28 protein-coding genes, 1 tRNA gene and 1 other RNA gene are annotated in these 26,183 nt (G+C 70.9%); 17 read left to right on the top strand and 13 right to left on the bottom strand.

The features are described from left to right. Positions 1 to 15: 15 nt before the first annotated feature. Genes mmsB through IE290_RS28950 form a run of 3 tightly spaced genes read right to left on the bottom strand, consistent with a single transcriptional unit; the run spans position 16 to position 3,615 of the window. Entirely contained in the window at positions 16 to 1,251 is a 1,236-nt protein-coding gene (gene mmsB, locus IE290_RS28960) for a multiple monosaccharide ABC transporter permease (protein WP_191247839.1), read from the bottom strand. Continuing rightward, positions 1,248 to 2,789, bottom strand: coding sequence for an ATP-binding cassette domain-containing protein (locus tag IE290_RS28955; RefSeq protein ID WP_191247838.1), 1,542 nt, complete (start codon positions 2,787 to 2,789; stop codon positions 1,248 to 1,250). The genes mmsB and IE290_RS28955 overlap by 4 nt, the downstream gene beginning before the upstream one ends. A 46-nt stretch (positions 2,790 to 2,835) precedes the next feature. Continuing rightward, positions 2,836 to 3,615 (bottom strand): SDR family NAD(P)-dependent oxidoreductase, encoded by a 780-nt coding sequence (locus tag IE290_RS28950; RefSeq protein WP_191247837.1) that lies wholly within the window; start codon positions 3,613 to 3,615, stop codon positions 2,836 to 2,838. A 354-nt stretch (positions 3,616 to 3,969) separates the two neighbouring features. Between IE290_RS28950 and IE290_RS28945 the strand changes: the two genes are divergently transcribed. The 7 genes from IE290_RS28945 to IE290_RS28915 all read left to right on the top strand — a co-directional run bounded on the left by IE290_RS28945 (position 3,970) and on the right by IE290_RS28915 (position 8,973). Further along, positions 3,970 to 4,046: transfer RNA gene (locus tag IE290_RS28945), tRNA-Met, on the top strand. 149 nt (positions 4,047 to 4,195) lie between these two features. Further along, a complete protein-coding gene (locus tag IE290_RS28940; RefSeq protein ID WP_191247836.1) occupies positions 4,196 to 4,696 on the top strand; it encodes a PadR family transcriptional regulator in 501 nt (166 codons plus the stop codon). Between the two features lie 68 nt (positions 4,697 to 4,764). Further along, positions 4,765 to 5,868: a peptide chain release factor 2 gene (gene prfB, locus IE290_RS28935; RefSeq protein WP_191247835.1), complete on the top strand. Its 1,104-nt coding sequence runs from the start codon at positions 4,765 to 4,767 to the stop codon at positions 5,866 to 5,868. Positions 5,869 to 5,932: 64 nt separating this feature from the next. Then, a complete protein-coding gene (ftsE, locus tag IE290_RS28930; protein ID WP_094006717.1) occupies positions 5,933 to 6,622 on the top strand; it encodes a cell division ATP-binding protein FtsE in 690 nt (229 codons plus the stop codon). Between the two features lie 46 nt (positions 6,623 to 6,668). Beyond that, positions 6,669 to 7,565: a permease-like cell division protein FtsX gene (gene ftsX / locus IE290_RS28925; RefSeq protein WP_191247834.1), complete on the top strand. Its 897-nt coding sequence runs from the start codon at positions 6,669 to 6,671 to the stop codon at positions 7,563 to 7,565. A 40-nt stretch (positions 7,566 to 7,605) separates the two neighbouring features. Beyond that, complete coding sequence (smpB, locus tag IE290_RS28920; RefSeq protein ID WP_094006715.1) at positions 7,606 to 8,082, top strand: SsrA-binding protein SmpB; 477 nt, start codon at positions 7,606 to 7,608, stop codon at positions 8,080 to 8,082. Further along, positions 8,083 to 8,973, top strand: a complete 891-nt coding sequence (locus IE290_RS28915) for an amidohydrolase family protein (protein ID WP_191247833.1) — start codon at positions 8,083 to 8,085, stop codon at positions 8,971 to 8,973. Here IE290_RS28915 and IE290_RS28910 read toward each other — a convergent pair. The 3 genes from IE290_RS28910 to IE290_RS28900 all read right to left on the bottom strand — a co-directional run bounded on the left by IE290_RS28910 (position 8,963) and on the right by IE290_RS28900 (position 11,112). Further along, on the bottom strand, positions 8,963 to 10,246 hold the full coding sequence (locus IE290_RS28910; protein WP_191247832.1) for an acyltransferase family protein: 1,284 nt from the start codon (positions 10,244 to 10,246) through the stop codon (positions 8,963 to 8,965). The two genes, IE290_RS28915 and IE290_RS28910, sit on opposite strands and share 11 nt — an antisense overlap. Positions 10,247 to 10,343: 97 nt before the next feature. Beyond that, entirely contained in the window at positions 10,344 to 10,562 is a 219-nt protein-coding gene (locus IE290_RS28905; RefSeq protein WP_191247831.1) for a DUF8847 domain-containing protein, read from the bottom strand. A gap of 94 nt (positions 10,563 to 10,656) precedes the next feature. Further along, positions 10,657 to 11,112, bottom strand: a complete 456-nt coding sequence (locus tag IE290_RS28900; RefSeq protein ID WP_191247830.1) for a MarR family winged helix-turn-helix transcriptional regulator — start codon at positions 11,110 to 11,112, stop codon at positions 10,657 to 10,659. Positions 11,113 to 11,189: 77 nt separating this feature from the next. Here IE290_RS28900 and IE290_RS28895 point away from each other — a divergent pair, with 77 nt between their 5' ends. Then, positions 11,190 to 11,561, top strand: coding sequence for a cupin domain-containing protein (locus IE290_RS28895; RefSeq protein ID WP_191247829.1), 372 nt, complete (start codon positions 11,190 to 11,192; stop codon positions 11,559 to 11,561). Here IE290_RS28895 and IE290_RS28890 read toward each other — a convergent pair. The 3 genes from IE290_RS28890 to IE290_RS28880 are packed head-to-tail and all read right to left on the bottom strand — an operon-like array spanning position 11,558 to position 14,078. Beyond that, positions 11,558 to 12,202, bottom strand: a complete 645-nt coding sequence (locus IE290_RS28890; RefSeq protein ID WP_191247828.1) for a response regulator transcription factor — start codon at positions 12,200 to 12,202, stop codon at positions 11,558 to 11,560. The genes IE290_RS28895 and IE290_RS28890 overlap by 4 nt on opposite strands. A gap of 53 nt (positions 12,203 to 12,255) precedes the next feature. Then, entirely contained in the window at positions 12,256 to 13,395 is a 1,140-nt protein-coding gene (locus tag IE290_RS28885) for a sensor histidine kinase (protein WP_191247915.1), read from the bottom strand. Further along, positions 13,395 to 14,078, bottom strand: a complete 684-nt coding sequence (locus IE290_RS28880) for a sensor domain-containing protein (protein ID WP_191247914.1) — start codon at positions 14,076 to 14,078, stop codon at positions 13,395 to 13,397. Before IE290_RS28880 ends, IE290_RS28885 begins: the two co-directional genes overlap by 1 nt. Before the next feature lie 156 nt (positions 14,079 to 14,234). Between IE290_RS28880 and ssrA the strand changes: the two genes are divergently transcribed. After that, positions 14,235 to 14,607: a transfer-messenger RNA gene (gene ssrA, locus IE290_RS28875) on the top strand. A gap of 612 nt (positions 14,608 to 15,219) precedes the next feature. Here ssrA and IE290_RS28870 read toward each other — a convergent pair. Beyond that, complete coding sequence (locus tag IE290_RS28870; RefSeq protein WP_191247827.1) at positions 15,220 to 15,993, bottom strand: IclR family transcriptional regulator; 774 nt, start codon at positions 15,991 to 15,993, stop codon at positions 15,220 to 15,222. A 72-nt stretch (positions 15,994 to 16,065) separates the two neighbouring features. On the opposite strand from IE290_RS28870, the gene hutH reads away from it, so the two are divergent. The 7 genes from hutH to IE290_RS28835 all read left to right on the top strand — a co-directional run bounded on the left by hutH (position 16,066) and on the right by IE290_RS28835 (position 24,235). Next, the gene (gene hutH / locus IE290_RS28865; RefSeq protein ID WP_191247826.1) at positions 16,066 to 17,577 is read left to right on the top strand and encodes a histidine ammonia-lyase; all 1,512 of its coding nucleotides are present in this window, start codon (positions 16,066 to 16,068) and stop codon (positions 17,575 to 17,577) included. Then, complete coding sequence (hutU, locus tag IE290_RS28860) at positions 17,574 to 19,226, top strand: urocanate hydratase (protein ID WP_191247825.1); 1,653 nt, start codon at positions 17,574 to 17,576, stop codon at positions 19,224 to 19,226. Before hutH ends, hutU begins: the two co-directional genes overlap by 4 nt. Continuing rightward, entirely contained in the window at positions 19,223 to 20,383 is a 1,161-nt protein-coding gene (locus IE290_RS28855; protein WP_191247824.1) for an allantoate amidohydrolase, read from the top strand. Before hutU ends, IE290_RS28855 begins: the two co-directional genes overlap by 4 nt. Continuing rightward, the gene (locus tag IE290_RS28850) at positions 20,380 to 21,657 is read left to right on the top strand and encodes a formimidoylglutamate deiminase (RefSeq protein WP_191247823.1); all 1,278 of its coding nucleotides are present in this window, start codon (positions 20,380 to 20,382) and stop codon (positions 21,655 to 21,657) included. The genes IE290_RS28855 and IE290_RS28850 overlap by 4 nt, the downstream gene beginning before the upstream one ends. Next, complete coding sequence (hutI, locus tag IE290_RS28845; protein ID WP_191247822.1) at positions 21,645 to 22,790, top strand: imidazolonepropionase; 1,146 nt, start codon at positions 21,645 to 21,647, stop codon at positions 22,788 to 22,790. The genes IE290_RS28850 and hutI overlap by 13 nt, the downstream gene beginning before the upstream one ends. Before the next feature lie 84 nt (positions 22,791 to 22,874). Beyond that, entirely contained in the window at positions 22,875 to 23,999 is a 1,125-nt protein-coding gene (locus IE290_RS28840) for an inorganic phosphate transporter (RefSeq protein WP_191247821.1), read from the top strand. Between the two features lie 11 nt (positions 24,000 to 24,010). Next, entirely contained in the window at positions 24,011 to 24,235 is a 225-nt protein-coding gene (locus IE290_RS28835; protein WP_191247820.1) for a hypothetical protein, read from the top strand. Here the strand turns inward: IE290_RS28835 and IE290_RS28830 are convergent. From IE290_RS28830 to IE290_RS28820, 3 genes are read right to left on the bottom strand one after another with little or no spacing between them, the layout of a single operon-like run. After that, on the bottom strand, positions 24,214 to 24,570 hold the full coding sequence (locus IE290_RS28830; protein ID WP_191247819.1) for a VOC family protein: 357 nt from the start codon (positions 24,568 to 24,570) through the stop codon (positions 24,214 to 24,216). The two genes, IE290_RS28835 and IE290_RS28830, sit on opposite strands and share 22 nt — an antisense overlap. A 53-nt stretch (positions 24,571 to 24,623) precedes the next feature. After that, on the bottom strand, positions 24,624 to 25,229 hold the full coding sequence (locus tag IE290_RS28825) for a hypothetical protein (protein WP_191247818.1): 606 nt from the start codon (positions 25,227 to 25,229) through the stop codon (positions 24,624 to 24,626). Beyond that, entirely contained in the window at positions 25,226 to 25,435 is a 210-nt protein-coding gene (locus IE290_RS28820) for a hypothetical protein (protein ID WP_191247817.1), read from the bottom strand. The genes IE290_RS28825 and IE290_RS28820 overlap by 4 nt, the downstream gene beginning before the upstream one ends. Before the next feature lie 27 nt (positions 25,436 to 25,462). Between IE290_RS28820 and IE290_RS28815 the strand changes: the two genes are divergently transcribed. Continuing rightward, positions 25,463 to 26,179 (top strand): dienelactone hydrolase family protein, encoded by a 717-nt coding sequence (locus IE290_RS28815; RefSeq protein ID WP_191247816.1) that lies wholly within the window; start codon positions 25,463 to 25,465, stop codon positions 26,177 to 26,179. Positions 26,180 to 26,183 lie beyond the last annotated feature (4 nt).

Here is a 26,183-nt window from a genome sequence, read left to right as displayed (position 1 = left end):
TCCGATCGTTTTGGCTCAGACGCTCTGCCGGCCGCGTCGCTTCTTGTTCCAGAAGTCGAAGGCGACGACGACGAGGAGAACCAGTCCGAGGACGACCTGCTGCCATTGGGCGCCGAGGCCCATGATCGACATGCCGTTGTTGATCACACCGATGGTGAGGCCGCCGATGATGGCGCCGCCGATGGTGCCGATGCCGCCCTGGACGGCGGCACCCCCGACGAAGGCCGCGGCGATGGCCTCGAGCTCGAACCCGGAACCGCCGGCGGAGGACGCCAAGTTCAGCCGGGCGGTGAACGCCAGGCCGGCCAAGGCAGCCAGGAAGCCCATGTTCACGAAGAGGAAGAAGTCGATCCGCTTGGCGTTGACACCGCTCAGCTCGGCCGCGCGGCGGTTGCCTCCGACCGCGTACACGTACCGGCCGAGGGAGGTCCGCTTGGCGATGAGGGTGTACAACGCGGCCAGCACGAGCAGGATGACCAGGACCATCGGGGTGCCGCGGTAGTTGGCCAGGACCCAGCCGAGGGCGAAGACCGACGCGCTGAGGGCGATGAGACCGAGGGCGAACGGAACCGGGGAACCGGCGGGCTCGTCGTGCGACTTCCTGGCCATGCGCCCCCGGACGCGGGTCACGACGATCGCGGCCACGAGGAGCACGGTGAGGACGAGGGTCAGGATGTCGGTGCCCCCGCCCGGGTGCGGGTTGCCCAGGTAACCGGAACCGAGCTTGGTGAAGCCCTGGGGGAACGACCCGATGTTGGTCGGGCCGATGACCATGAGGGTCAGACCGCGGAAGGTGAGCATCCCGGCCAGCGTGACGATGAAGGAGGGGATGCCCACGTAGGCGATCCAGAACCCCTGGAACGCTCCGGCGGCCGCGCCGATCGCCAGGGACAGCACGACCGCGAGGCCCCAGGGGATGTGGTGGTTCACCATCATGACCGCGGACACCGAGCTGACGAATCCGGCCACGGACCCCACGGACAGGTCGATGTGCCCGCCGACGATCACCATCACCATGCCGATGGCGAGGATGAGGATGTAGCCGTTCTGCACGATGACGTTGGAAACGTTCTGGTTCCGGACGATGACACCGTCAGTCGTGAGGGTGAACACCACGATCACCGCGGCGAGGGCCACGAACATGCTGTTGCGGGAGAGGGCGGCGACGAACGGGTTCACGCGCCGGTGCTCCTCGATACCCACCAGGGGCGCCGGCGTGCTCTGCTCGTCTTTGGACAGGGTCGCGCTCATCGTGCTTTCTCCAGGGTCATGAGCCGCATCAAGCTCTCCGGGTCGGCGCTCTCGACGGGGAGGTCGCCGGTGATGCGGCCGTCACACACGGCCATGATTCGGTCTGCGATTCCGAGAAGTTCCGGGAGCTCGGAGGAGACGACGAGGATGGCCTTACCGTCGCGGGCCAGCTCGTGGATGATGTGGTAGATCTCGTACTTGGCGCCGACGTCGATGCCGCGCGTCGGTTCGTCGAGGATGAGGACGTCGGGATCGGCGAAGATCCACTTGCTGAGGACGACCTTCTGCTGGTTGCCGCCGCTGAGGTGGCCGGCCCGGGCGAACACCGACGGCGCCTTGATGTTCATCGAGTTCCGGAAGCCGTTGGCCACGCCGATCTCCTTGCGCTCGTCGAGGAGCCCGCGCGCGGTGACCTTGTTCAAGGAAGCGAGGGTGATGTTGCGCCGGATGTCGTCGATCATGTTGAGGCCGAGCGCCTTGCGGTCCTCGGTCGCGTAGGCCAGGCCGCAGTCGATGGCTTGACGGACGGTCTTCATCCGGACCTCGCGGCCGTTGACCCAGGTCGTGCCGGTGATGTTGCTGCCGAAGGCGTGGCCGAACAGGCTCATGGCGAGTTCGGTCCGCCCGGACCCGACCAGGCCGCAGACGCCGAGGATCTCGCCGGCCCGGACCTCGAAACTCGCTGAGTCGACGACCTTCCGGGTCGGGTCCAGGGTGTCGTACACCGTCCAGTTCTCGACGCGGAGCACGCTCCGGCCCAGCTCCTTGGCGGGGCGCTGCGGATAACGGTGCTCCATGTCGCGGCCCACCATCCCGACGATGATGCGGTCTTCGGTGACGTCGGAGGTGTCGAGGGTTTCGACCACCCGGCCGTCCCGGATGACGGTCACCCGGTCGGCGATCTGCTCGATCTCGTTCAGCTTGTGGCTGATGATGACCGCCGCGATGCCTTGTTCCTTCAGCTCGACGACCAGGTTCAGCAGGTGCTGGGAGTCCTCGTCGTTCAACGCCGCGGTCGGCTCGTCGAGGATGAGGAGCTTGACCTCCTTCGAGAGCGCCTTGGCGATTTCGACCAGCTGCTGCTTCCCGACGCCGAGGCCGGAGACCGGCGCGCTGACGTCCTCGCGCAGGCCCACCCGCTTGAGCAGAGCCGCGGCTTCGCGCTTCGTCCGGTTCCAGTCGATCAGGCCGAACCGCCCGCGCCGCTCGTTGCCGAGGAAGATGTTCTCGGCGATGGACATGTGGGGGCTCAGCGCCAGCTCCTGGTGGATGATGACGATGCCGTGGCGCTCGCTGTCGCGAAGGTCCTTGAGCTGGAGGAGTTCGCCCTCGAACCGGATCTCGCCGTCGTAGGTGCCGTGGCCGTAGACCCCGCTGAGGACCTTCATCAGGGTGGACTTGCCGGCGCCGTTCTCGCCGCAGAGCGCGTGCACTTCGCCGGGCAGCACGTCGAAGGACACGTCGCTGAGCGCGATGGCGCTGTCGAACGTTTTCGTGATGCCCCGCATTTCGAGCACGGGCCGGGGTGGGGAGGTCATGGGCTGTCCGTTCGGAAGGCGGGGGAGTCGGGGCCGGGCGCCGGGGTCAGACGAGGATCATGCCGCCGTCGATGGGGATGATCTGGCCGGTGATGTAGTCCGAGTCCGGGCCGGCGAGGAAGATCGCGGTCGGGGCGATGTCGGCGGGCCGGCTCGGACGGCCGAGGAGGATGTCGGCGGCCATCCCCTCGAACTTGAGCTCCGGTTTGCCGATGTTCTCCAGAGCCTTGTCGAGCTCGACCCACAGCGGGGTGTCCACGACGCCCGGGGCGAAGCCGTTCACGGTGATGTTGTGCTCGGCCAGCGCGCGGGCGGCGGACTGGGTCAGGGAGATCACGGCGGCCTTCGACGCGCAGTAGGGGCCGATGGCGGCGTAGCCCTGACGGCCGGCGATGGAGGCGGTGTTGATGATCTTGCCGGAGCCGCCCTGCGCGATGAACTGCTTGGCGGCCTCCTGGGTTCCGACGACGACGCCCCAGCCGTTGACGCCGGTGATGAAGTCCCAGTTGTCCTTGTCGATGTCGAGCCAGTTGCGCGGGTCGTTGACGCCGGCGTTGTTGAACATGGCGTCGAGCCGGCCGAACTCCGAGACGGCGAGGTCGATCGCGGCGCGAACCTGCTCCCGGTCGGTGACGTCGGCGGCGATGGACACCGCCCTGCCGCCGTCCTTGACGATGCGCTGGGCGGTCTCCGCGGCCTCGTCGGCGAGGAGGTCCACCACGACGAGGTTGGCGCCCTCGGCTGCCATCGCGTGAGCGATACCGGCGCCGATGCCGCGGGCGGCGCCGGTCACCACGATGGTGCGATCGGTGAGGCGAGCGGTCACAGGAATCTCCTTCTGGTTCGCCGATGCTGCTTGCAATCGGTTGCAGAACCATAGGCACGGCCCTGGCGGTGCGTCAAGCGTCACAATGAGCGCCACGTAGTGCACTTCGAGTCACGGCTCGAGATTCGCGGAGGTTCATGGCGTGATCGTTTTGCAATCGTTAGCAACGTCGTGGGTCCGGAGATCCGCCCCAGGACTGCTCACGGTCCGCGTGCCGGCGGCGCGTGGGAGTGATCCGCATCGGCGGGAGCTGGTGGCGCTGGAGTGGCCTGAGTGGCCTTTGTGGCCTTGTCCCGTGTGGACTAGGGGGTCCGTGTGGGCGGCCTGGCGGGGTGTGTATAGTGGTTCTTACAGCGCGGGGTGGAGCAGCTCGGTAGCTCGCTGGGCTCATAACCCAGAGGTCGCAGGTTCAAATCCTGTCCCCGCTACCAGTGGAAGAGGGCCCGGTTCATCTGAACCGGGCCTTTTTCGTGCGCTTGGGTCACCCCCGATTGGGCCGGACGGGGGAAGGTAATGACCTTTGTGGACATTGACCGTGACCACTGTGGACAGATCGGCGGAAAAGTGGCACCTTGTAGGTGTGTCTGAACTCAATGCAACAGCAGCGGCATTGCTCGGCCTGCTCCAGGACGGCCCGGCCACCGGGGGGCAGCTGGTTGCGGCGGCGGAGGAGCGGTTCGGGACGTTCTTCAGCGTCACCCGCAGCCAGGTCTACCGTGAGCTGCCCGCCCTCGCCAAGGAAGGGCTCGTCCGGCTCGGCAAGCAAGGACCGCGCTCCAGCCAGCAGTACCTGATCACCGCCGCCGGGAAGAAGGCCTTCAAGGCCTGGCTGACCTCCGACGCCGGCCCCGACCACCTCCGCAGCCCCCTGATCCTGCGCCTGGTGCACGCCGGTTTGCTCACGCCCAAGCAGCGTGCCGCCCTCATCGACACCGCGCGGGCCGCCTACCAGGAGGAACTCGACGAGGCCAGGGCCGCCGTCAAGGCCGCCACCGACCCGCTCAGCAAGGCGACCGCCGAGTACCACCAGACGTGCGTGCGCGGGGCGCTGAAGCTGGTCGACGTGGTCAGCGGGCTCTGACCGGCCACGAGGGACGAAGCGGCCGGTTCCCGTAACCGGCCGCGTCCCGTGCCGTAACCTTGAAGGTTGTGAGTGGTGACTTCGCAGCCGACCTGAAGGACCTCGCCGGCAAACTGGCGCAGGTCGAGTCCGTCATGGACCTCGACGCCCTGCGCGCCCAGGTGGCTGACCTGGAAGAGCAGGCGTCCAACCCCAACCTGTGGGACGACCCGGAGGCCGCGCAGAAGGTCACCAGCCAGCTGTCCCACCGGCAGGCCGAGCTGCGCCGGGTCACCGACCTGCGCCAGCGGCTCGACGACCTCGAGGTGCTCCACGAACTCGCCGAGGCCGAGGGCGACAACGCCAGCAAGGCCGAGGCCGAGGGCGAGCTGACCCGTCTCGCCAAGGAAGTGGACGCCCTCGAGGTCCGCACCCTGCTCTCCGGCGAGTACGACGACCGCAACGCGGTGGTCACCATCCGCGCGGAAGCCGGCGGCGTCGACGCGGCCGACTGGGCCGAGATGCTCCTGCGCATGTACCTGCGCTGGGCCGAGCGCCACGGCTACCCGACCGACGTCTACGACATCTCCTACGCCGAAGAGGCCGGCATCAAGTCGGCCACCTTCAAGGTCGCGGCGCCCTACATCTACGGCACCCTCTCCGTCGAGCAGGGCACCCACCGGCTCGTCCGGATCTCGCCGTTCGACAACCAGGGCCGCCGCCAGACGTCGTTCGCCCACGTCGAGGTGCTGCCCGAGGTCGAGGAGGTCGACCACGTCGAGATCCCGGAGAAGGACATCCGGGTCGACGTCTTCCGCTCCTCCGGCCCCGGCGGGCAGAGCGTCAACACCACCGACTCCGCGGTGCGCATCACCCACCTGCCCACCGGCATCGTCGTGTCCTGCCAGAACGAGAAGTCGCAGCTGCAGAACAAGGCCGCCGCGCTCAAGGTCCTCCAGGCCAAACTCCTCCTCAAGAAGAAGGAGGAGGAGCGCGCTGAGCTCGACGCCCTCAAGGACTCCGGCTCGAGCTGGGGCAACCAGATGCGCAACTACGTTCTGCACCCGTACCAGATGGTCAAGGACCTGCGCACCGAACACGAGGTGGGTAACCCCAGCTCCGTGCTCGACGGGGAGATCGACGACTTCCTCGAGGCCGGTATCCGCTGGCGCAAGCAAGCCAACGCTGCGTAATCAGCGAGACCTACGCAATAGGCCAACCCGGGCTTAACGACGCCCATGGGTAGGATGGCCCACCGTGATTCGGCTCGACAGTGTCTCCAAGGTCTACAAGACGTCGACGCGTCCCGCACTCGAGAACGTGTCGGTCGACGTGGACAAGGGCGAGTTCGTCTTCCTGATCGGGCCCTCCGGGTCCGGCAAGTCGACGTTCCTGCGCCTGCTGCTGCGCGAGGAGGTCCCCACCAAGGGCCGGGTCTTCGTGTCCAACTTCGACGTCGCCAAGATGGCCCGCCGCCGGATCCCCCGCCTGCGGCAGACCATCGGCTGCGTCTTCCAGGACTTCCGGCTGCTCGGCAACAAGACCGTCGCGGAGAACGTCGCGTTCGCGCTCGAGGTCATCGGCAAGCCGAAGCACACCATCAAGAAGGTGGTGCCGGAGGTGCTGGAGCTGGTCGGGCTGGAAGGGAAGGCCGACCGGATGCCGCACGAGCTCTCCGGTGGTGAGCAGCAGCGGGTGGCGATCGCCCGCGCGTTCGTCAACCGGCCGCTCGTGCTGCTCGCCGACGAGCCCACCGGGAACCTCGACCCCGACACCAGCCAGGACATCATGCTGCTGCTGGAGCGGATCAACCGCACCGGCACCACCGTCCTGATGGCCACCCACGACCACTCCATCGTGGACTCCATGCGGCGCCGGGTCGTCGAGCTGCAGCTCGGCAAGGTGATCCGCGACGACGCCCGGGGCGTGTACGGCGTCGGCCGCTAGTCACCCCGAACCCCGCCAGCCCCCGACCTGAGGAACCAGCTCCCCGATGCGTGCCAGTTTCGTGTTCAGCGAGGTCTTCACCGGCCTGCGCCGCAACATCACGATGACCATCGCGATGATCATCACCACGGCCATCTCGCTCGGCATGCTCGGCGGTGGGTTGCTGATCGTGCGGACCATCGACAAGATGCAGGTCAACTACATGGCCGACGTCGAGGTCTCGCTGTATCTCACGCAGGACGTCAGCGCCAACGACAAGTCCTGCACCCAGGACCCGTGCCGCGGACTGCTGGCCGACCTGAACAGCAACCCGGCCGTCGAGTCCGTCGTGTTCGAAAACCGCGACCAGGCCTACGAGCGGTTCAAGAAGCTCTTCCAGGACAACCCCATCCTGGTCCAGTCCGCCCGCCCGGAGGCGCTGCCGGCGTCGCTGCAGGTCAAGCTCAAGGACCCGAGCCGCAGCGACGTCATCACCCAGGAGTACGCCACCCGCCCCGGCGTGTCCCGGGTCGACGACCAGAAGCAGTTCCTCGACCGCTTCTTCGGCGTCCTCGGCGGCGTGCGTGACGGCACGTTCGTCATCGCCCTCATCCAGGCGCTCGCCGCGCTGCTGCTGATCTCCAACACGGTGCAGATCTCGGCGTTCACGCGGCGCACCGAGGTCGGCATCATGCGCCTCGTCGGCGCCACCCGCTGGTACACGCAGCTGCCGTTCCTCCTGGAAGCGGTGGTCACCGGCGTCATCGGCTGGGCGATCGCGGTGGGCGGCCTGATCGCGGCGAAGTTCGCGTTCATCGACCGCATCCTGTCCGTCACCGGCGGGATCATCCCGAACATCCAGGTGCTGGACGTGATCGTGGTGGCGCCGTGGCTGCTGCTGGCGTCGATCATCATCTCGGCCACCACCGGGTACCTGACGCTGCGGCTCTACGTGCGGCATTAACGCCGTGCTCCAGCCGGGACGTGTGGGATAACCTGGACCTATGCCCAAGGAACGAGGCTCCAAGGTGATCGCGTCGAACCGCCGCGCGCGGCACGACTACGCGGTGCTGGACACCTATGAGGCCGGGATCGCGCTGGTGGGCACCGAGGTGAAGAGCCTGCGGGCGGGCCGTGCCTCGCTGGTCGACGCGTTCGCCACCGTCGACGACGGGGAGGTGTGGCTGCGCAACGTCCACATCCCCGAGTACGAGCACGGCACCTGGACCAACCACGAGTCGCGGCGCAAGCGGAAGCTGCTGCTGCACAAGGGCGAGATCGAGAAGCTGATCGGCAAGACCAAGGAGGGCGGGCTCTCGCTCGTCCCGCTGTCGATGTACTTCAAGGACGGCAAGGTCAAGGTCGAGCTGGCGCTGGCGAAGGGCAAGAAGGCCTACGACAAGCGCCAGGACCTGGCCAAGCGGGACGCCCAGCGCGAGATGACCCGCGCCATGGGACGGGCGCTGAAGGGCCGCCGCTAGGTGGGGCCGGAGCGCGACGAGGACATCCGCGGCTGGGTGCGGAGCCTCGGCCTGGACGGTCTGGTCGACCTGCACCTGCACTTCCTGCCCGAGCGGATGCTGGTCAAGGTCTGGGCCTACTTCGACCGGATCGGTGAGCGCACCGGCTACTCCTGGCCCATCCAGTACCGCGTAGCCGAGGACGAGCGGGTCGCCCTGCTCGAGTCGTTCGGGGTGCTGCGGTACGCGCCGCTGGCCTACCCGCACAAGCCCGGCATGGCCCAGTGGCTCAACGGCTGGCTGCGCGAGTTCGCCGAGCGCGTCCCGGCCGCCGTGCCCACCGCGACCCTCTACCCGGAACCGTCGGCCGCCACCTACGTCGTCGAGGCGCTGCAGGCCGGCGCCCGCTGCTTCAAGGCGCACGTCCAGGTCGGCGCCTACGACCCGCGGGACGACCTGCTCGACCCGGCGTGGGGCGCGCTCGCCGAGGCCGGGGTGCCGGTCGTCGTCCACGCCGGACACGGGCCCGAACCGGGCCCGCACACCGGGCTCGACGTGTTCGGCGAGGTGCTGGCCCGGCATCCGCGGCTGACCGCGGTGCTCGCGCACGCCGGGATGCCCGAGTACGACGAGGCGCTCGCGCTCGTCGAGCGGTATCCGCGCGTCCACCTGGACACGACGATGGTCGGCGTCCCGTTCACCGAGAAGCTGATGCCGCTGCCGCCCGACTGGACCAGCCGGCTGGCCGACATCGCCGACCGGATCGTGCTCGGCACCGACTTCCCGAACATCCCGTACTCCTACGCCACGCAACTGCGGGCGGTCGCCGGCTGGGCTGCCGACGACCGCCTCGGGGACGACTTCCTGCGGGCCGTCCTGCACGACACCCCGGCGAAGCTGCTCAACGTCTGACCGCGACCCGCACCGGTTTCGACGCCAGCAGCAAGGCGGCCAGCACCAGCGCGACCCACGGCACCGGGCCGGAGAGCATCCCGGTGCCCATCGGGGTGGTGAACCCCTTCGCGGCCAGGCCGAGCAGCCCGGCGGAGCCCAGCACGGTGGCCGCGGCGAGCTGTCCGGCCGGGACGGTGGCGGCCGGGCTCGGCCGGGTTTCGAAGCGGCCGAACGCCTTCAGCAGGCCGGCCAGCACGACGGCGGCGGCGCCGAGCCACAGCGGGGCGACGGCGAACCAGTCCGCGCTGCCGGGTTCCGGCGTCGCGTAGCCGAAGCCGAGCACCGCGATGCCCGCGACGACGACCAGCGCCGGCATGTGCCACAGGTACAGGCTCATGAACCGCGGCCCGCTCCAGCGCAGCACGGCGGCGACGGCCGGGCGCTCGGCCAGCGTGGCCAGTGTCGGCTTGAGCGCGAGCCAGAACCCGGCCTGGCCCACGGCGAGGCTCATCAGGACGGCGGTGGGCGGGCTCATGTTGGACACCGGCGCGCCCGGCATGCCGATCATGCTCGCCGGGTACGGCCCGAACGCGACGGCCAGCGCGGTCACCCCGAACCCGGCGACGGCCAGCCCGGCCGCACCACGACGGCTCAGCGTGCCCAGGCGCCCCTCGGCGTAGGAGAAGCCGAGCTGGTGCACCGCGAGCCAGACGAACACCGCGTTGGCGTAGCCGAGCGGGCCGAACACTTCGAACCGTCCGAAGTCGACGATCACCGCGAGCCCGGTCAGCACCAGCGGCACGCCCAGGCCCCAGCGCCGGTGCGCGGCCAGCATCAGCGGCGTCGCGGCGACGGTGATCAGGTAGACGGCGAGGAACCACAGCAGCTGCCCGGCGATCGCGCCCGCGATCTGCACCGGTTGCTCCGGCGCGCCGAGGTCGCGCAGCAGGTCCGGGGCGAGCAGCCACACCGCGAACAGCGGCAGCACCGGGATCAGCAGGCGCTTCAGACGCGTGGACAGCCAGTCCCGCGTCGACGCGGCGCGGCGCATCGACATCAGGTTGGCCGCGCCACCGGCGAAGAACACCATCGGCATGACCTGCGACAGCCAGGTCAGCGCCCACCAGCCGGGGGTGGCCAGCGCGTTGCCGGTCGCGAGACGGCCGTCGTCGTAGCTGAGGACGGGCATCAGCCAGTGCTGCCCGATGACGGCGAGGATCGCGGTCGCGCGGACCACGTCGAGGAAGGTGTCGCGGGCTCCCGCCGGGGCCTGCCGCAGGCTTGGTCGCATGCGTTCAGCCTGGTCGCAACGGGTTCCCGGCACAGCCGGGCAGACCGCCGTCTTCGGGCGGGGGACAGGTGCAGGACCGTGGTGGGGTGCGCCCTACCTACAGCTCGCGAGCCTCGTCGATCTCGGAGGCGGGCAGGCCGCAGAGCCGGTACTCCCAGCCGGCCTCCGGGGAGAACCCGAGCTGGTAGAAGGTCTCGATCTTGGGGCCCTCGTGCAGGTGGACGTGCCGCATGACCGTGCCGCTCACCGGGTCGTCGAGCGTCTGGACCCGGCCGTCGAGGGGGCCGCCGAAGAACCGGACGTTCTCTTCGGTCATGGAGCCCTCCTCGTGCGGGAAACCGATGGCGACGTCCGACCATGGTAGGTGAGCGGCGGACCGGGCGCCGCCGTCAGAACGGGTGAGGAGCGATTCACCACACCGGGCGCACGGTGACCCTCCGATGTCGGGTCATCTCGGCCGCGAACGCCGACAACCCTTGGTGCATCCGGGCGAAATCCCCGTCGCCGATCAGGTTCACCCACCGCTCCTCGGCCTCCTTGGACAGCGCCACCACCCGGTCGACGCACCGCCAACCACGCGGCGCGAGGACGACCAGCCTGCTGCGGCGGTCGGTGGGATGCGGCCGGCGTTCCACGTAGCCGCGCGCGGCCAGTTCGTCGACGAGCTGCACGGCGGCCTGTTTGGTGATGCCGAGGTGCTCGCCGAGCTCGACGGCCGTGGCGGCGCGGTGGGACAGGAAGTGGAATGCGAAGCCGTGCGCGGGGCGGACGTCGGCGAACCCCTCCTCGGCGAGGCGTTCGTGGATCTCGTCCATCAGTGCGCGGAAGGTCAGCGCGAGCAGGCCCGGCATGTCGCCAGCGGTCATGGTCAAGCTCCTTGACTATATGGTCAAGCTCCTTTACCTTATTACTGGTAAAGGTACTTGACTACTTGGAGGTCGACATGCCCGTCGCGACACTCGCGGAAGCGCCCCGGTTCGAACGTGGCGGCGCGGTGTTCCGGCCGCTGGCCGTGCCCAGCCGCGGATCCGCCGAGCTGGCCGTGTGGCTGCTGGAACTCGCGCCGGGAACGACCGGCGAGGAGCACTCGGTGAGCCGGGAAGAGGTGTTCGTGCTGCAGTCCGGCGGGCTCGACCTGACCCTCGGCGGTGAGGTGCACCGGCTCGTCCCCGGGGACGCCATGATCGTGCCGCCGGACACCCTGTTCCGGCTGGACAACCCGGCCCCGGAACCGGCGCGTGCGACGGTGTGCACGTCGATCGGAATGGTCGGCACGGTGGGCGGCACCACGATCGTGCCGCCCTGGACCCGCTAGGGGCGGCCGAGGTAGGTGAGGACCGCGCGCACCCGGCGGTGTTCCTCCGCGCTGGCTTCCAGCCCGAGCTTGGCGAAGATGTTGCCGATGTGCTTCTCGACCGCGCCGTGCGAGACGACCAGCGACGCGGCGATCGCCGAGTTGGACAGGCCCTGCGCCATCAGCCCGAGCACCTCGGACTCCCGCGCGGTCAGCGCGTCCAGCGGGTTCTTCCGTCCACGAGCCATGACCTGCGCGATCACCTCCGGATCGATGGCCGTGCCGCCCCGGGCGACACGGCGGACCGCGTCGAGGAAGTCGGCGACATCGGCCACGCGTTCCTTCAGCAGGTAGCCGACGCCGCCGGCCCCGCCGGACAGCAGTTCGACCGCGTAGCTCTCCTCGACGTACTGCGACAGGACCAGCACCGGCAGGCCCGGGACCGCCTCGCGAGCGGCGAGCGCGGCCCGCAGGCCCTCGTCGGTGAACGTCGGTGGCATCCGGACGTCCACGATCGCCAGGTCCGGTTTGTGTTCGGTGACGGCCCCGACGAGCGCGTCGCCGGTGTCGACCGCGGCGACCGTGTCGATGCCCTCGTCGGCGAGCAACCGCTCGACCCCGGCCCGCAGCAGGACCGCGTCCTCGGCGATCACCACACGCATTCCGCCAACCCCCAGTTCGTGAGTGAATTCGCCCTATTCACTCACGAACCGGGTCACCAGGTACACGGCAGGTCGGCACGGACCACCGTCGGCCCGCCCTGGGGACTCACCACCGTCATCACACCGTCGATCGTCGCGGCCCGGTCGGCCAGCCCGGCCAGGCCGCCGCCGGGCCGCACCTCGGCCCCGCCGCGCCCGTTGTCGGTGATCTCGATGATCACCTTGTCGTCCGTGCGCCACGCCTTGACCTGCGCTTCCGTCGCGCCGGAGTGCTTGGCGACGTTGGTCAGGGTCTCGCCGGCGATGAAGTAGGCGGTGGTCTCCACGGCGGCCGGCGGGCGCGGTTCGATGTCGACCGTCACCTCGACCGGGATCGGCGTCTTCGCGGCCAGCGCGGACAGCGCCGCGTCGAGGCCGCGGTCGCCGAGCACCGCCGGGTAGATGCCGCGCGCCAGGTCCCGCAGCTCCGACACGGCGAGCTTGGCGTCGGTGTGGGCCTCCTCGATCAGCGCGCGGACCGCCTCCGGTTCCTTGTCCAGCTTGTTCTTGGCGCGGCCCAGGTTCAGCGCCACCGCCACCAGCCGCTGCTGGGCGCCGTCGTGCAGGTCCCGCTCGATGCGGCGGCGCTCGGCCTCGGCGGCGTCCACCCCGCGCGCCCGCGACGCCTGCAGCTGCTGCGCCTTGACGCGCAGCCGTTCGGCGCGGTTCGGGCCGAGCAGGGCGACCGCCAGCGAGCCGTGCACCCACCCGATCCACGGCGCGACCCAGATCGCCATCGGCACCAGCACGATCGATGCGATGCCGATCGCGAACTCGACGACGCTCAGCGGGAACGCCACCATCAGGTACGCCAGATCCCGCCACGTCGTGCTGTCGACCAGGCGCATCCGCCACCGCCGCAGCACCCCGCCCTCGACCGGCGCGCGGTCGGCGGGCGGCAGGGGAGTGCCCAGCATCTTGCGCACCCAGCGGCGCTCCAGGTCGCCGAACCCGCGCACCATGCTCGTGGTCAGGAGCAGGATCGGGATGCCGACCCAGATCACCGTCGTCGCGATCCCGACCAGGCCGAGCACCACGACCAGCACGAACTGGACCAGGCGCAGGGCGAAAGAGGAGATCATGTAGACGATCGACTTCGCGGCCCCCGGACGCGGCTGCTCGATCGGCCCGTGTTCACCGGCCACGAGGCTCATCATGCCACCGGGTTCGGCTGGTCGGTGGCGGATCCGGCGAGCCGGCGGGCGCGCGGGCCGGGGCCGAGCATGGCGCGGGCGAACAACGCGTGGGCGGTGCCGAGACCGCGGGTGAGGCCGATCGCCAGCGCCAGGACGATCAGGCCCAGCGCGGCCCACGGCAGGGCGTCGACCGGCGAGTCGACCGCGATCCAGCGCAGGTCGTAGGAGGGGAAGAAGTACGCGCCCCCGGGCAGGTACTCGCAGTAGAACGGCAGCGCCGTCGCGGCCAGTCCGACCGACCAGAAGGCGACCATGAGGGTGAACTCGGCGATCCCGAGCGGCAGCAGGAGCACCAGGTAGAGGGCGTCCCGCCAGGTCGCGCCGTCGGTCAGCCGGGCGCGCCAGCGCGCCTTGAGGCCGAACTCCGGCAGCGGCTTGTACGGCGTCACGACGTAGGTGCCGAGCATCCGGTGCACCCGGGCGCGCTCGAACCGCCCGGCCGCGCGGGCGATCAGCACCGCGAGGCCGAGGATCGGCAGGCCCACCCACACGATCGCGGTGCCCAGACCCGCGGTGAACAGCGTCACCATCAGCGCGAACCCGGCCACGCCCAGTGGCAGGTTGCTCAGCAGGTACCCGAGCGCACCGAGCACCGGCGGACGCGGGCGAGTGCCGTCCAGCGCGGAATACGTCGGCCCCATGGTCCGTTCCTCTCTCAGCATCACGGACCCAGCATCGCGAGGTTTCCGCTGGTGGGCCATGGGGCGCGCGGGCGTCACCGGGGTGGGGACAACCCCACCCGGTGCGGAACAAACCCGGTTGCCGCGGGCGTTATGCTGGTAACGGAACACCATCAAGGGGGTGAACGGTTTCGACTCTGGACGTTGAGTCAAGGGAAGCGTGCCGGTGCAGGCGAGAGACCACCGTTAAGCGTCGTCGTAACCAAATAAGCGCCAAGACTAATAGTCAGCGCGACTTCGCCCTCGCTGCCTGAGCGAGTGCGAGTCTGTCGGCCCGGGAGCGCCTCCGTCCCGGTAGCCGGCATCAGCTAGGAGGCTCACCTTCCGGACCCGGCCGCGGGGACCGGAAGGGAAAACCACAGCGGCTGGGCCCGTCACACCGGCTTGTTCGCGTGACCGGTGGGGCCGAGTAGAGGCAGAGCGAACTGCGCACGGAGAAGCCTAGGCAAGGCGCCAGAGGACCCGGGTTCAATTCCCGGCACCTCCACTCGGCCGAAGGCCGAGACCTGCTCGCCGAGAGCGGCTCGCGGGTCTCGGCCTTCGTCGTGTCTTCTGGTGGTCGAACCCCCAGACCCCGCCAGGAGGGCTTCGCCCCCTGGACCCCCATCTGGTGGTTGCGTTCGGGCGTTCGGGCGGCGGTTGTTGGTCGTACCCGGCTGGGTGATCGCTTTTGCGAGGAGGCCTTCCCCGTACCCCGCCGGCGGGCTTCGCCCCCTGGGTGCCCGTCCCGGTTGCTCTCGGGCCCCGCCGGGTGGGCTTTGCCCCGTGGGTGCCCGTCCCGGTTGCTCTCGGGCCCCGGCGGGTGGGCTTTGCCCCGTGGGTGCCCGTCGCGGTTGCTCTCGGGCCCCGGCGGGTGGGCTTTGCCCCGTGGGTGCCCGTCGCGGTTGCTCTCGGGCCCCGGCGGGTGGGCTTTGCCCCGTGGGTGCCCGTCGCGGTTGCCCTCGGGCCCCGGCGGGTGGGCTTCGCTCCTTGGGCGCACGTCCCCGTTCCTCGCGGCCCCCGCCAGGAGGGCTTCGCGGTCCGGGCCTTGCCCCCAAGCACCATGCCGCCGGCGGCGGTTGGGCTCAATCGCTTCGTTCGCTGAACGCGTTCCCGGCGCCGGTCACGTAGGGTTTCTGCCGCCGACCTGCCTGGTCAGCGCCGCCGCTGTCGTGCCCACCTCGTGGGCCACCGCCGGCCACGTCTCGGCGCACCCCGACTCACACACGTGCCGGAAGGTCACCGCCACTGACGCCAGCGGGCGGCCGTTGTGGTCGAAAACGGCGTGCGCCACCGAGGCGAAATCGCGGGTCACCTGGCCGTCCTCGACCGCCCAGCCGCGTGCTCGGACCTCGGCCAGGGCTCGTCGCAGCTCGGGCAAGGTCGCGGGGCCCCGGCCGGTTCGCGTGACGAAGGCCGCCGCCTGCGGGTAGAGCGCCCGGACGTGGGCATGGGGCAGGTGAGCCAGCAACGCCTGCCCGCTCGCCGGCAGGTGCGCGGGCAGGCGCACCCCCACATCGGTCACCAGCGTTTCCGGCGCCGACGGGCGCTCCTTCACGAGGTACAGCAACTCGTTCCCGTGCAGCACCCCCAGCTGCGCGGTGTGCCCCACCCGGTCCGCGAGCTTGCGCAACAACGGCGCCGCCAACCGCTCCAGCGGGTCGTGCCGCAGGTACGCCGAACCCAGCTCGAACGCGGCGATCCCCAGCCCGTACCGGCGCTCGGCCGCCAGGTGCACCACGAAACCCGCCGCCTCCAGCTCCGCCAGCAGGTGGTAGGTCGTCGACCGGGGCAGGTCCAGCTCGCGCGCGATCGCCGCGGCCGAGATCGGCCCCGGCCGCGTCGCCAGGACGCGCAGCACCGCCAGACCACGGCGCAGAGCGGGCACATCCGTCATCTGTCTGGGATACCAGACACAACCACTCCGCGGGGACCTCCGGCCGGCTCCTCAGGGGAGTGCAATGAGCCCATGAGCACAGTGCGGTTGGACTCCGGGCCACTCGCCCGGCAGCAGGTCGTCGCGGTCGCGCGGCACCACGCGGCGGTCGAGCTGAGCGACGAGGTCCGCAAGACGCTCGGCGAGACCCGTCGCCACATCGACGCGCTCGCCGACGCCGACCAGCCCACCTACGGCATCTCCACCGGCTTCGGCGCCCTCGCCATCCGGCACATCCCGGCCGACCGCCGCACCGCCCTGCAACGCTCGCTCATCCGCTCCCACGCCGCCGGCACCGGCCCCGCCGTCGAGCCGGAGGTGGTGCGCGCCCTGATGCTGCTGCGGCTGCGCACGCTCGCGTCCGGGCACACCGGCGTCCGCCCGGCGACCGCCGAAGCGCTGGCCGCGATGCTCAACGCCGGCGTCGTCCCGGTCGTCCACGAGTACGGCTCGCTCGGCTGCTCGGGTGACCTCGCGCCGCTCGCCGCCGTCGCGCTCGCGCTGATGGGCGAGGGCGAAGTGCTCGACGGCCGGTCCGCCGCGCAAGCGCTCGCCGAGGCCGGGATCGAACCCGTCACCCTCGCCGAGAAGGAGGGCCTGGCCCTCACCAACGGCACCGACGGGATGCTCGGCATGCTCGTCCTCGCCCTGGACGACCTCAACCGGCTGCTCGACACCGCCGACCTCACGGCCGCGATGAGCGTCGAGGCCCTGCTCGGCACCGACCGGGCCTTCGCCGCCGACCTCCAGGCACTGCGCCCGCACCCCGGGCAGGCTGTTTCCGCCCGGCGGATGTTCGCCGCGCTCGCCGACTCGGAGATCGTCGCCAGCCATCGCGGCCCGGACTGCACCCGCGTGCAGGACGCGTACTCGCTGCGGTGCGCGCCCCAGGTGCACGGCGCCGCCCGGGACACCGTCGCGCACGCCGAACTGGTCGCCGACCGCGAACTCGCCGCCGCCATCGACAACCCGGTGGTGCTCGCCGACGGCCGGGTGGAGTCGAACGGCAACTTCCACGGCGCGCCGCTGGCCTACGTCCTGGACTTCCTGGCCATCCCGCTCGCCGACGTCGCGAGCATCGCCGAACGCCGTACGGACCGGATGCTCGACGTGTCCCGTTCGCACGGGCTGCCGGCCTTCCTCGCCGACGACCCGGGCGTCGACTCCGGGCACATGATCGCCCAGTACACGCAGGCCGCGATCGTCAGCGAGCTGAAGCGGCTGGCGGTGCCGGCCTCGGTCGACTCGATCCCCAGCAGCGCGATGCAGGAGGACCACGTCTCGATGGGCTGGTCCGCCGCGCGGAAGCTGCGCCGTGCGGTGGACGGGCTGACCTCGGTGCTGGCGATCGAGCTGCTGACGGCCGCCCGCGCGCTGGACTTCCGCGCGCCGCTGCGGCCCGCGCCGGTCACGGCCGCCGTCCGCGACCTGGTCCGGAAACACGTCGCCGCACCAGGGCCGGACCGCCACCTCGCGCCGGAGATCGCCGCCGCCGAAGAACTCGTCCGTTCGGGAGCCGTCCTGACCGCACTGGAGGAAGCATGAGCCGCACCGTCCGGGCCGCCCGCGGAACCACGCTGACGGCGAAGAACTGGCAGACCGAAGCCGCGTTGCGGATGCTGCACAACAACCTCGATCCCGAGGTCGCGGAGCGCCCGCAGGACCTGGTCGTCTACGGCGGCACCGGCAAGGCCGCCCGCGACTGGGCGAGCTTCGACGCGATCACCCGCTGCCTCACCGGACTGGAGCAGGACGAGACCCTGCTCGTGCAGTCCGGCAAGCCGGTGGGCGTGTTCCGCACGCACGAGTGGGCCCCGCGCGTGCTGATCGCGAACTCGAACCTCGTCGGAGACTGGGCGACCTGGCCCGAGTTCCGCAGGCTGGAGAAGCTCGGCCTGACGATGTACGGCCAGATGACCGCCGGCTCCTGGATCTACATCGGCACGCAGGGCATCCTGCAGGGCACCTACGAGACGTTCGCCGCCGTGGCGGAGAAACGGTTCCGCGGCACACTGCGCGGGACGCTCACGCTGACCGCCGGACTGGGCGGCATGGGTGGCGCCCAGCCGCTGGCGATCACCATGAACGGCGGCACCGCCCTGGTCGTCGAATGCGATGCCACGCGCGCCCGGCGCCGCCTGGAGACCCGCTACCTCGACGAACTGGCGTCCGATGTGGACTCCGCGATCCGCCGGGTCACCGAGGCGAAGAAGGCCGGCGAGGCCGTGTCGGTCGGCGTGATCGGCAACGCCGCCGAGGTGTTGCCGGAGCTGCTGCGCCGCGGGCTCGAGGCGGACATCGTCACCGACCAGACCTCCGCGCACGACCCGCTCGCGTACCTGCCGACCGGCGTCGAAGTCGCCGACTGGCACGACTACGCGGCCGCGAAGCCGGACGAGTTCACCGACCGCTCGCGCGAGTCCATGGCCGAGCACGTGGGCGCGATGCTCGGTTTCCTCGATGCCGGTGCTGAAGTGTTCGACTATGGCAACTCCTTACGTGGTGAGGCGAAGCTCGGCGGCTGCGAGCGGGCCTTCGACTACCCGGGTTTCGTGCCCGCCTACATCCGCCCGCTGTTCTGCGAGGGCAAGGGCCCGTTCCGCTGGGCCGCGCTCTCCGGCGACCCGGCGGACATCGCGGCGACCGACCGTGCCGTCCTCGACCTGTTCGGGGACAACGAAACCCTCACCCGGTGGATCCGGATGGCCGGTGACCGCGTGGCGTACCAGGGGCTTCCGGCACGCATCTGCTGGCTCGGCTACGGCGAACGGCACCTCGCCGGGCTGCGGTTCAACGAGATGGTCGCCAGCGGCGAGCTGAGCGCCCCCGTGGTGATCGGCCGCGACCACCTGGACGCCGGCAGCGTCGCCTCCCCGTACCGCGAGACCGAGGCGATGGCCGACGGTTCGGACGCCATCGCCGACTGGCCACTGCTCAACGCGCTGGTCAACACGGCCTCCGGTGCGAGCTGGGTGTCACTGCACCACGGCGGGGGAGTCGGCATGGGCCGCTCGATCCACGCCGGACAGGTGTGCGTCGCGGATGGCACGCCACTGGCCGCGCAGAAGATCGAGCGAGTGCTGACCAACGACCCGGGCATGGGTGTGATCCGGCACGTGGACGCCGGGTACGAGCGCGCCGCGGAGGTGGCGCGGGACCGTGGCGTGCGGGTGCCCATGCAGGAGGAGGCGTGAGCCTGCTCGACGATCTCGCCGACGTCGGCCGCGCCCCCGGCGGCGGATACGCCCGCCATGGGTTCGACCGCGCGGAAACCGAGATGCGCCACTGGTTCCGGGAACAGGCCGGTCGGCGCGGACTGGACGTGGACACCGACCGCAACGGGAACCTGTGGGCGTGGTGGGGCGCGCCGGGCCCGGACGCGCTGGTGACCGGCAGCCACCTCGACTCGGTGCCCGGTGGCGGCGCGTTCGACGGTCCGCTCGGCGTGGTCAGCGCACTGGAAGCGGTGTCCCGGTTGCAGGAGCGGAAATTCCGCCCGGCGCGGCCGTTCGCCGTCGTCGTCTTCGCCGAGGAGGAGGGCGGCCGGTTCGGCGTGCCGTGCCTGGGTTCGCGGCTGCTGACCGGCGCGATCGACCCCGACCGGGCGCGGGCTCTTCGCGACCCGGGCGGGATCACGCTCGCCGAAGCCGCTGCCCAGGCCGGCGTGGATCCCCGGCACTTCGGGCGTGACGATGTAACGCTCCAGCGGATCGGGACGTTCGTCGAACTGCACGTCGAGCAGGGGCGGGCGCTGGACGTGCCGGTGGGCGTCGGCAGCACGGTGCTGGAGCACGGGCGGTGGCGGTTCTCGTTCACCGGACAAGGGAACCACGCGGGTACGACAGTTTTGCGCGATCGCCGTGACCCGATGCTGCCCGCCGCGGAGGTCGTGCTCGCCGCCCGGCGCGCGGCATCCACAATGGACGCTCGTGCCACCGTGGGCAGACTGGTGCCACGACCAGGGGGAACCAACGTCATTCCGTCCACAGTGGATCTGTGGCTGGACGCGCGCGGAAACAGCCGCGACGTGGTCGCGGAGCTGACCGAGGCGGCCGAACGCGCCGCGGCCGCGGAGGGGTGCACGGTCACCGTCACCGAGGAGTCCTACGGCGACACCGTGACGTTCGACCCCGCGCTGCGCGACCGGCTGACCGGCCTGCTGGACGCGCCCGAGCTGCCCACCGGCGCCGGGCACGACGCCGCGATCCTCGCCGCCCACGTACCCACCGCGATGCTCTACGTGCGCAACCCGACCGGGATCAGCCACGCGCCGGAAGAGTTCGCCGAGGACGCCGACATCGAGGCGGGCGTGGTCGCGCTCGCCCGGGTCCTGGAGACATTGTCGACATGACGATCTTGTGGGCCGAGCACGCGTGGTTGCCGGACGGGGTCGCGTCCGGGGTGCGGCTCGAAATCGCCGACGGTGCATTCACTGAGGTCAGCAAAGATGCGCCACGCAAGGGAACGGTGCTGCCCGGGCTCGCGTTGCCCGGCTTCGCCAACGGGCACTCACACGCCTTCCACCGGGCCCTGCGCGGTCGCACGCACCACGACCGGGGCACGTTCTGGACCTGGCGCGAGCGGATGTACACGCTGGCCGAGCGGCTCGACCCGGACTCCTACTACCGGCTCGCGCGGGGCGTCTACGCCGAAATGGTACTCGCCGGGTACACGGCCGTCGGCGAGTTCCACTACCTCCACCACGCACCGGGTGGCAAGCGCTACGCCGACCCGAACGCGATGGGCCACGCCCTGATCCAGGCCGCAGAGGACGCGGGCATCCGGCTCACCCTCCTCGACGCCTGCTACCTCGCCGGCGGTTTCGGCCGCGAACTCTCCGCCGTGCAGCTGCGGTTCGGCGACGGGGACGTGGACGGCTGGGCCGAGCGGGTGGACGCGCTGAAACCGGGATCGGCCCTGGTCGGCGCCGCGGTGCACTCGGTACGGGCCGTTCCCGCCGGACAGCTGCCGTTCTTCGCGGACTGGGACGGCCCGCTGCACGTGCACCTGTCGGAGCAGCGGGCCGAGAACGAGGACTGCCTGGCACACCACGGATGCACCCCGGCCGAACTGCTGGACGGTGCCGGCGTCCTCGGCCCGCGCACCGTCGCCGTGCACGGCACGCACCTCACGGACACCGACATCGGCCTGCTGTCGCAAGTCTGCTTCTGCCCCACCACCGAACGCGACCTCGGCGACGGTATCGGCGAAGCCCGACGGCTGGCGGACGCGGGCGTGGACCTGTCCCTGGGCAGCGACAGCCAGGCCGTGGTCGACCCGTTCGAGGAACTGCGGGCGCTCGAACTGAACGAACGGCTCGCGGCCGAGGAGCGGGGGTGCTTCGGCGTCGCCGAGCTGCTGGCCGCGGGCACGCGCCACTCGGCACTCGGACGCGACGGGGGCCGGCTGGCGGTGGGCGCGCCCGCCGACCTGGTCGTCGTCGGGCTGGACTCCGTGCGCACGGCCGGGACGGAGCCGTCAGGCGCGGTGTTCGCCGCCTCGGCCGCGGATGTGACCGACGTCCTGATCGGGGGCCGGTGGGTCGTGCGCGACCGCGCGCACCAGCTGATCGACCGCCCGGCGACGGTGCTGGCGGAGGAGGTGGAGGCGCTGTGGCGGTCCTGATCACCGGCATCGGCGAGCTGACCACGAACGACGAGGAGCTGGGCACGATCACCGACGCCGCGATCGTGTTCGACGGGCCCACGATCGCCTGGGCCGGTCCCGCCGCGGCCGCGCCGGACGCGGACGAGCGGGTGGACGTCGAGGGCCGGGCCGCGCTGCCGGGCTGGGTGGACAGCCATACCCACCTGGTGTTCGCCGGCGACCGCACCGCCGAATTCGAGGCCCGGATGGCCGGTCAGGCGTACTCCGCGGGCGGCATCGCGGTCACGGTGGAGGCGACCCGAGCGGCCACCGACGCCGAGCTGACCGCCAACCTGCGCCGTCACGTGGCCGAGGCCGCGCGCCAGGGCACGACCTGCCTGGAGACCAAGACCGGCTACGGACTGACCGTGGCCGACGAGGCCCGCTCCGCCCGCATCGCCGCCGCGGTCGCCGACGAGGTCACGTTCCTCGGCGCCCACCTGGTGCCGCCCGGCGCCGAGCCGGAGTCCTATGTGGATCTCGTCTGCGGCGAGATGCTCGACACGGTGGCGGGATCGGTGCGCTGGGCCGACGTGTTCTGCGAGACCGGGGCGTTCGACGAGGCCCAGTCGGAGCGGGTCCTGCGCGCCGCCGCGCGGCGTGGTCTCGGCCTGCGGGTGCACGGCAACCAGCTCGGCCCCGGCCCCGGAGTGCGGCTCGCGGTCCGGCTGGGCGCCGCCAGCGTCGACCATTGCTCCCATTTGTCGGATTGGGACATCGAGGCGCTCGCGTCGTCGAACACCGTGGCGACCCTGCTGCCGGCCTGCGATCTGTCGACCCGTCAGCCGCTCGCGCCGGCCCGGCGGCTGCTCGACGCGGGAGCGACGGTGGCGTTGGCCACCAACGCCAACCCGGGCAGCTCCTACACGACGTCGATGAACTTCTGCGTGGCGACCGCGGTTCTGCAGATGGGCATGTCCGTGGAAGAGGCGGTGCGCGCGGCGACCCTCGGCGGCGCGCGGGCCCTGCGCCGGACCGACGTCGGCGTGCTCCGGCCGGGCGCGCGGGCCGATCTGCACGTGCTGGACGCACCGTCCCGCACGCACCTCGCCTACCGCCCCGGGGTGCCGTTGACGTGGCAGGTATGGCGGAAGGGTTCCCGTGTGGCGTAAGCCAAATCACTCGCTGATACCCGTTCACCGGAAGTTCATCGGCCGCCGCGAGTAGCCCGTCACCCGAAAGGTACCGTGGGAGGTGTGGACCTCTCGCTGATCGTCCTGGTGGTCATCGTCGCCGCACTGGCCTTCGATTTCACCAACGGTTTCCACGACACCGCCAACGCCATGGCGACCTCCATCGCGACCGGCGCCTTGAAACCTAAGGTCGCGGTCACCATCTCCGCCGTCCTCAACCTCATCGGCGCGTTCCTGTCCGTCGAGGTGGCCAAGACCATCTCCGGCGGGATCGTCGACGACACCAAGGTCACCCCCGTCGTCGTCTTCGCCGGACTGGTCGGCGCGATCCTGTGGAACCTGCTGACCTGGCTGTTCGGGCTGCCGTCGAGTTCCTCGCACGCCCTGTTCGGCGGCCTGATCGGCGCCACCTGGGTCGCCTCCGGCGCCGACGCGGTGCACTTCGCGCAGGTCGTGCAGAAGGTCCTGATCCCCGCCGTGGCCTCGCCGCTGGTGGCCGGACTGGTCGCGGTCGTCGGCACCTACCTCGTCTACCGGATCACCGCGAAGGTGCGGCAGGACGTGGTGGGCAAGTCGTTCAAGCGCGCGCAGGTGCTCTCGGCGTCGCTGGTCTCGCTCGCGCACGGCACGAACGACGCCCAGAAGACGATGGGCGTCATCACGCTCACCCTGATCTCCTCCGGCGCGCTGGCCGCCGGGTCCGGTCCGCCGCTGTGGGTCGTGCTCAGCGCCGGGCTGGCGATCGCGCTGGGCACCTACATGGGTGGCTGGCGGATCATCCACACGATGGGCCGCAAGATCACGGACGTGCAGACGCCGCAGGGCTTCGCCGCCGAGACCAGCGCGGCCGCCACGATCCTCGCGTCCTCGCACCTCGGGTTCGCGCTGTCCACCACGCACGTCTGCTCCGGCGGCATCATCGGCTCCGGGGTCGGGCGGCGGCTGGCCGAGGTGCGCTGGAGCGTCGCCGGCCGGATGGCGCTGGCCTGGCTGCTGACCCTGCCGGCCGCGGCCGCGGTCGGCGCGATGGCCGCCGAGGTCGCGACGATGGGCACCGCCGGCACCGTGGTGGTCGGCCTGGTGCTGGTCGCCGCGGCGCTGGGCATCTGGCTGTGGTCGCGGCGCAACCCGGTCACGCCCGAATCCATGGCCCCCGAGGCCGAGCGACCCGTCCCCGTGGCGGCCTGAGGAGGCTCACCGTGCACATCGACTGGAGCGCCCTGGGCAGCGTGTTCCTCGTCGCCCTGGCCGCGGTGGCTGTGGTGACCGGGCTGTTCGCGGTCGGCGTCCGTGGCGTCGCCGCCCGCGCCGACGCCCGGGAGGCCGGTGCGAGCGGCACGGCAGGCGCGGTGACGGCGGGAGTGTGCTTCGCCGCGTGCGCGGCCGTTGTGCTCTACGGCATCTACCTCATCGTGGCGGCGTGAGCGAGCACGTTGACCACTGAGCCGCTCGGATCCGCCACGAAGAAGCGCCGCACGCCCCAGGCTTCGTCGGTGAGCGGGTAGACGACTCGCAACCCCCGGCTGACGACCTCGGCGTGGGCCGCGTCGACGGCCTCCGGTGTCCCGACATCGATCCCGAAGCGCGGTTCGGGTGAGCCGGGTCGTTGAACGATGATCTGCGCGGCCGGGTTGGCTGGGGACCGGAGGTTGAGCACGGGATCCTCCATCGCCACCTCCAGCCCGAGGACGTGGACGTAGAAGTCGCGCACCGGCGCGAGGTCGGTGGTGGTGAGGTAGGGCACGATTCGCTGGACCATGCCGCCCATGGTGGCGCCGTCGAGGGGCCGCCGGCTTGGACGAATGGGAACCGTCAGCGCAGGTGTTCAGGCAGCGCGGCCAGCCGCTCCGGCGGCAGCAGGTCCCGCACCTTGCCGATCTTCGACGGATCGTCGAGCAGCGCGGCGACCTCGGGCAGGGCCGCGTCCGGGATGAACTCCAGGCTGGTCACGATCGTCGCGTCCGGCAGGTGGTCGACGAACCGGGCGATGGTGACCCAGTCCTGACGCCCGCTCAGCTCGCGCGCGACCGCGACGACCACCGGCGCCGGCAGCTTCGCGATGATCCCGCGCGCCCGCCGCGGATCCAGCTCGGCGGCCACGTCGGCGAGGAACGCCGGCGACAGGCGCCCGGCGATCTCCGCCCCGCGCGAGGCTTCGACCAGCCCCGCGATCCGCGCGGCGAGCAGCGGCCCGAACACCCGCTCGGCGATCTTCGCCAGCACCGGGACCGGCAGCAGCTTGCTCGCGCCCGCCATCCGCTCCAGCACGCCCAGGTGCGCGTCGAACAACACGGTCGTGGCGCGTTCCCGCAGCTCACGCAGGTCCTCGACGGGAACCTCGGCGAGGTAGGCGAGCCGTTCGACGCCGACCCCGAGCACCCGCGCCAGCTTGCGGATCTCGGCTTCCTGGGGCGTCACAGGCCGACCGCCTTCCGGACCGCCGGCCGCAGCAGGGCGGGCACGAACTTGAGCGCGTCGTTGCCCGCCTTGGCCAGCGCGGCCGCCTGACGACGGCGAGCGGAGCGCACCGCGTCGGCCAGGTCCTGCTGGTGCGCTGGATCCAGCGCGGCGACGCCCGCGGGCGGTTCGGCGCCGAGCTGCTCGGTCAGGGTGCGTTCGGCCATGCCGATCATCATGCCTAATGTCGCGGCATGACACAGGACATCGAAACATCACGGCTCACCGTCAACGGGCTGACGGCCTACCTCGCGCGGCCCGCCGGCGGCAGCGAGTCCGGGATGCTGCTGCTGCCGATGGTCACCGGCATCGGCGAGCAGGTGCGCGAGTGGGCCGAGGCGATCGCCGCCACCGGGGTCACCGCGCTGGTGTGGGACCCGTTCCACGGCCCGAGCAGCGACGACACCTCGATGCCGGACCTGCTGGCGAAGATGCCCGAGCTCGACGACGCGGTCGCCCTGGACGAGCAGACGCAGCTGCTGGACCACCTCCTCGGCGAGCTGGGCTGCGCGAAGGCGGGCGTGATCGGGTGGTGCCTCGGCGGGCGGTTCGCGCTGATCCTGGGTGGCCGGGATCACCGTGTCGCCAACGTGGTCGCCTACCACCCGACGGTGCCGGGGGAGACCCCGCCGAACCACACGATGGACGCCATCGCCCACACCGGCCTGATCAAGGCGCCGGTGATGATGCTGTACCCGACGGCGGACGAACTGGTCCCGCGGTCCCGCTTCGACGAGCTGCAGTCGGCGCTGCAGGGGCGGGTCACCGGGCCGAGCCTGATCCACGTGTACCCCGACGCCGAGCACGGTTTCGCCAACAAGACGCGGCACGGCACGCCGGTCAACGCCGAAGCCTTCGCGTTGTCCTGGCCGCAGGTGCTGGATTTCATCCGGGTGACCACCAAAATCTGACTTT

It is taken from the genome of Amycolatopsis deserti, from assembly GCF_014653945.1.
Lineage (GTDB): Bacteria > Actinomycetota > Actinomycetes > Mycobacteriales > Pseudonocardiaceae > Amycolatopsis_E > Amycolatopsis_E deserti.
The sequence above is the reverse complement of the archived record's forward strand: the minus strand, read 5'-3'. Positions and strand labels throughout refer to the sequence as shown.

Bases quoted from the DNA above. Each gene is read 5' to 3' on its own strand.
- mmsB (WP_191247839.1), bottom strand. From the start codon at position 1,251: ATGAGCGCGACCCTGTCCAAAGACGAGCAGAGCACGCCGGCGCCCCTG.
- IE290_RS28955 (WP_191247838.1), bottom strand. From the start codon at position 2,789: ATGACCTCCCCACCCCGGCCCGTGCTCGAAATGCGGGGCATCACGAAA.
- ftsX (WP_191247834.1), top strand. From the start codon at position 6,669: ATGCGTGCCAGTTTCGTGTTCAGCGAGGTCTTCACCGGCCTGCGCCGC.
- smpB (WP_094006715.1), top strand. From the start codon at position 7,606: ATGCCCAAGGAACGAGGCTCCAAGGTGATCGCGTCGAACCGCCGCGCG.
- IE290_RS28910 (WP_191247832.1), bottom strand. From the start codon at position 10,246: ATGCGACCAAGCCTGCGGCAGGCCCCGGCGGGAGCCCGCGACACCTTC.
- IE290_RS28905 (WP_191247831.1), bottom strand. From the start codon at position 10,562: ATGACCGAAGAGAACGTCCGGTTCTTCGGCGGCCCCCTCGACGGCCGG.
- IE290_RS28900 (WP_191247830.1), bottom strand. From the start codon at position 11,112: ATGACCGCTGGCGACATGCCGGGCCTGCTCGCGCTGACCTTCCGCGCA.
- IE290_RS28895 (WP_191247829.1), top strand. From the start codon at position 11,190: ATGCCCGTCGCGACACTCGCGGAAGCGCCCCGGTTCGAACGTGGCGGC.
- IE290_RS28890 (WP_191247828.1), bottom strand. From the start codon at position 12,202: ATGCGTGTGGTGATCGCCGAGGACGCGGTCCTGCTGCGGGCCGGGGTC.
- IE290_RS28885 (WP_191247915.1), bottom strand. From the start codon at position 13,395: ATGAGCCTCGTGGCCGGTGAACACGGGCCGATCGAGCAGCCGCGTCCG.
- IE290_RS28880 (WP_191247914.1), bottom strand. From the start codon at position 14,078: ATGGGGCCGACGTATTCCGCGCTGGACGGCACTCGCCCGCGTCCGCCG.
- IE290_RS28870 (WP_191247827.1), bottom strand. From the start codon at position 15,993: ATGACGGATGTGCCCGCTCTGCGCCGTGGTCTGGCGGTGCTGCGCGTC.
- hutH (WP_191247826.1), top strand. From the start codon at position 16,066: ATGAGCACAGTGCGGTTGGACTCCGGGCCACTCGCCCGGCAGCAGGTC.
- hutU (WP_191247825.1), top strand. From the start codon at position 17,574: ATGAGCCGCACCGTCCGGGCCGCCCGCGGAACCACGCTGACGGCGAAG.
- IE290_RS28850 (WP_191247823.1), top strand. From the start codon at position 20,380: ATGACGATCTTGTGGGCCGAGCACGCGTGGTTGCCGGACGGGGTCGCG.
- IE290_RS28830 (WP_191247819.1), bottom strand. From the start codon at position 24,570: ATGGTCCAGCGAATCGTGCCCTACCTCACCACCACCGACCTCGCGCCG.
- IE290_RS28820 (WP_191247817.1), bottom strand. From the start codon at position 25,435: ATGGCCGAACGCACCCTGACCGAGCAGCTCGGCGCCGAACCGCCCGCG.
- IE290_RS28815 (WP_191247816.1), top strand. From the start codon at position 25,463: ATGACACAGGACATCGAAACATCACGGCTCACCGTCAACGGGCTGACG.